Below are 3,305 nucleotides of genomic sequence, written 5' to 3' on the forward strand. Positions count from 1 at the left end.
AGCGCAGACCCACGATCTGCCGAACCACACGAGCACTGGTCCTGCTCGGCGAGAGCTGCGGCCGTGAGCTGCGGTCGACCATCCCGGCCGGCCCCTCGGCCCGGTAGCGGTCGGACCATTTCGACGCTGTCCGTGGAGAGACCATGAACATCTTCGCCGCGGCGGTGTGGGTCCAGCCGTGATCGACGACGAGTTGAGCGAGCCGCAGCCGGGCGCGCGGGGTCAGGGCGGCGTTAGCGTGGGACACGAAGGCCTCCGGTGGGTGAAGCGGTTCCTCGACAGCTCCACTTCACAACCGGAGGCCTTCGTCTGTCAGACAGAATCACCGATCCCGGGCAGTACAACCTCCCTGCACATCACACCTAACCTTCGTCAGGTCCAAGATCACCAAGCAGGAGGAGTAGGACCATGCGGGTTCTCAGGTCCACGATGATCGGCCTCGCACTCGGGGTCGCCACGCTGACGTCGGTCGGTGCCGGGGTCGCCGCCGCAGCTCCCATTGCCCCTGCCCAGTCCCCAACCTGGAGCTACGTCGCGACCTACGCGAACAGGGGTGCGTGCGAGGAGGCGATCGCTGCCTACCGGGGCAGGCCCGACACCTCTGAGTACCGCTGCATCTCCAACGGGAACCCGACCCAGAGCCAGGAGACCAGCTGGTCGCTCTACAACCTGCGGTACTGACCACGACCGACCGCGCCGCCCCAGACGACGACGGCCCGCCCCCGGCACTAACGGGGGCGGGCCGTGCGGCCGTCCCGGGGTGTAACCGGGACGGACGTCGTCAGCTCCCGGCGATGACGATCCGAGTGCCCTCCGGCGCCGGGGTGTCCAGATCGGTCACCCGGACACCGTCGAGGCGAACCCGCCCGGCCTCGAAGTGCATCGCGAGCCGGTCGCCCAGCGCGGCCGCCCCGGTCCGCACGGTCGGGACATCTTGCGGCGCGGTCTCATCACTCACGCCGGCCATCCTCTCCCCCCGTCACCGGGACGCCTTTCGCAGGTCCGACACCCGGGAGCGGGACAGCTGCAGGACGCGGGCGATCTCCGTCCCGGACAGCCCGAGGTCGTCGAGCAGCGCGACAGCGGCGCGGGACTCCTTCGCCGCGGCCTCCTGCTCCAGCTGCGCGGCCCGCGTCCGGGCACGGGACGCGGTGATGCGCTCCTGCACCGCGGAGTCGAACACCGGCCGGATCTCGACCGGCGCGGCTGCGTCGCGGTCGTCGAGCGCGAGATAGTCCCGCACCATCGCCTCCGCCCCGCCCAGGGTGCGGGACTGCGTCACCCCGACCTCGGCGCCGTGCTCGTCGGCGATGTGGAGTTCCCATCCGCGCTCCCACCGGCGCGCGGTCACGAAGTACCTCACTGCAACCACCCTTCCGGCAGGCACGCCATGCGCTTGCCGATGCTGCGCACCACCCCGGGCGAGATGGTGCGGTGCCGGGGGACCGGCGTGGTGTGGGCGCCGCAGGGGCAGCCCCACTTGGTGTGCGGTCCAGCCTCGGACAGCACGCGGCAGTCGTGAGCTAGGAGGGCCCGCTCGACGTCGCGGAGCTTCATGGACGGGACCACACCACCGAGTGTACGCCCCCCGCGTACAGGGCTGTCCACCCCGGGTGGACAACTACGGCTGCGCGCCGAGCCCCGACCCGCCGCGCCGGAGCTTCCCGGACGCGAAGTCCGCGAGGATCTCGTCGGCGAACGCGAGGTCCCCGCGCACCCCGGACTTGATCATCAGCCACGACTCGGACGCCTGCGCCGCGCGCTCCCGGGAGATCCCCTCCGCCAGGTAGGCGTCCCGCACCGCGCGCACACACACGCCCCCAGCTCATCGGCGTACCGGCCCTCCATCGCAGCCTTCACCGACGGGTCGCGGGCGACGACCTCCTCGTACCGCATCCGCTCCGCGTCGCACACCGCCTGGATCCGCGCCACCGCCGCGTCGGTCAGCTCCTCCGCGGACGGCCCGTCAGCGGTCACCGCTCGCCGGCCTTCCACCGCCGGATCGCGTCCCGCATCCCCGACAGCGGGTCAGCCTGCCGCCGCCGGTGCTCCGCCTCGTGCTCATCCATCCGCCGACGCCGCTGCCGGTGCAGCTCCGCGAGGTACGCCCGCCCCTCGTCGGTGGGGAAGCCGTCCGCGTCCACGAGTCCGTACCGGCGCAGCCACCGCAGCGCCGTCCGCGGCTGCGACTCCGGGCCCTGCCCGCCGTCGACGAGGCGGTGCAGCGTGTTCCGCTGGAGAGGCGTCAGGTCCACGCCCCCGATCGTGGCTCAGCGAGTAGCGACGCCGCCACCGGGCGTCCGGCCAGGGTGCGGTGCACGGTCGAGCCTCGCGCCGAACCGCACAGCCGGGGGCGTCCACCGCGGGCGCTCCCGGCGCTGCGCGTGACCTTGCGTCCCAGTGCGGCCGAACTCTCCGGCTCGGGCCCGCCGCACGCCCCGCCGGACACGTCCTCTGCACCAGCCCTGGGGTCGTCAGAATCGAACTTTCCGAACCGCTCAGTCCTGCGGTTCGGATAATTAATCCGCGATACGGGCGTGGTGTACGGACGGTTAGCGACCGAATTTTTGGTTGATTGTTCTCAGTGTTTCAGATAGCGCGGACGGCGGCTCGCGGCAGCGGCTCGACGAGTTACTGGTTCAGTGAGGTGTTCTCAGTAGCGGGTTGATCATGTCGTGCGGTCGTACTCGGTGTGGAGTAGTACGAGCGCAGCTGCGATGATCGCGCCGGTGCGCCAGGGACATAGCGTGACTCGCCGCAACGCGGCGAAGGTGGTCTTGAGCAGGGCGTTTCCGCGTTCGGCCAGAGCACGAAGGGCTGAGTGCAGGGTGTTGACGGTGCGCTGGTTGACCGTCTGCCCGCGGCCGGGGGCGAGTTTGATGGGCACGGTGAGCCGGTCGGCTTCGCCTTCGTAGCCGAGGTCGCCCAGCGCGGCGTGGGTGTCGTCGGTGAACGCGGCCAGGCCCTCGAGCAGCCCGGGGTGGGTACGGGCGCAGCGGGTGTCGTGCTCGCGGCCCGGCCGCACGTCGCTGGTCCATAGCGGCCATCCATCAGGTGCGGTGAGGACCTGGATGTTCCCGCCGTGGCGGCGGTGCTTGCCCGACCACCACAGGTCGACCCCGGGGGTGAGGCCGAGCGCGCGGCACCGGTCGGTGGCGATCAGGGTGCCGTCGAGATTCACGTGGGTGTGCCCGGCTGTGCGGGCGGCGAGCAGGGCTCCGTGCAGGCCGGGTGCGGCCGCGGCGAGGACGTCGATGCCTTCGTGCAGGTAACGGTAGGCCGTTGCAGTGCTGATCGCGTTGTCA

At 71.2% G+C, this 3,305-nt stretch carries 8 protein-coding genes; 1 reads left to right on the forward strand and 7 read right to left on the reverse strand.

All coding sequences use genetic code 11. The features are described from left to right. On the reverse strand, nucleotides 1-247 hold a 247-nt coding region (locus Ae505Ps2_RS31515; RefSeq protein WP_139320286.1), incomplete at its 3' end, for a leucine zipper domain-containing protein. Nucleotides 248-408: 161 nt separating this feature from the next. On the opposite strand from Ae505Ps2_RS31515, the gene Ae505Ps2_RS28850 reads away from it, so the two are divergent. Then, nucleotides 409-681 carry a hypothetical protein gene (locus tag Ae505Ps2_RS28850; RefSeq protein ID WP_075313143.1) on the forward strand — a complete coding sequence of 91 codons (273 nt, stop codon included), beginning with the start codon at nucleotides 409-411 and terminating at the stop codon, nucleotides 679-681. A 100-nt stretch (nucleotides 682-781) separates the two neighbouring features. On the opposite strand, the gene Ae505Ps2_RS32265 is transcribed toward Ae505Ps2_RS28850, so the two are convergent. From Ae505Ps2_RS32265 to Ae505Ps2_RS28875, 6 genes are all read right to left on the reverse strand, one after another. Further along, the gene (locus Ae505Ps2_RS32265; RefSeq protein WP_158071633.1) at nucleotides 782-958 is read right to left on the reverse strand and encodes a hypothetical protein; all 177 of its coding nucleotides are present in this window, start codon (nucleotides 956-958) and stop codon (nucleotides 782-784) included. Between the two features lie 21 nt (nucleotides 959-979). Next, nucleotides 980-1,363 carry a hypothetical protein gene (locus tag Ae505Ps2_RS28855; RefSeq protein ID WP_075313145.1) on the reverse strand — a complete coding sequence of 128 codons (384 nt, stop codon included), beginning with the start codon at nucleotides 1,361-1,363 and terminating at the stop codon, nucleotides 980-982. Next, entirely contained in the window at nucleotides 1,360-1,569 is a 210-nt protein-coding gene (locus Ae505Ps2_RS28860; RefSeq protein WP_060715088.1) for a type II toxin-antitoxin system HicA family toxin, read from the reverse strand. Before Ae505Ps2_RS28860 ends, Ae505Ps2_RS28855 begins: the two co-directional genes overlap by 4 nt. Nucleotides 1,570-1,621: 52 nt before the next feature. Further along, nucleotides 1,622-1,816 carry a hypothetical protein gene (locus tag Ae505Ps2_RS28865; protein WP_139320277.1) on the reverse strand — a complete coding sequence of 65 codons (195 nt, stop codon included), beginning with the start codon at nucleotides 1,814-1,816 and terminating at the stop codon, nucleotides 1,622-1,624. A gap of 157 nt (nucleotides 1,817-1,973) precedes the next feature. Then, nucleotides 1,974-2,255: a hypothetical protein gene (locus Ae505Ps2_RS28870; protein WP_075313147.1), complete on the reverse strand. Its 282-nt coding sequence runs from the start codon at nucleotides 2,253-2,255 to the stop codon at nucleotides 1,974-1,976. A gap of 413 nt (nucleotides 2,256-2,668) precedes the next feature. Further along, nucleotides 2,669-3,305: transposase family protein (locus tag Ae505Ps2_RS28875; RefSeq protein ID WP_212567726.1), on the reverse strand; the 637-nt coding region annotated here is incomplete at its 5' end.

Origin of the sequence: Pseudonocardia sp. Ae505_Ps2 (assembly GCF_001932425.1) — a bacterium.
In the GTDB taxonomy this organism is placed as follows: Bacteria; Actinomycetota; Actinomycetes; order Mycobacteriales; family Pseudonocardiaceae; genus Pseudonocardia.

Bases quoted from the DNA above. Each gene is read 5' to 3' on its own strand.
- Ae505Ps2_RS28850 (WP_075313143.1), top strand. From the start codon at position 409: ATGCGGGTTCTCAGGTCCACGATGATCGGCCTCGCACTCGGGGTCGCC.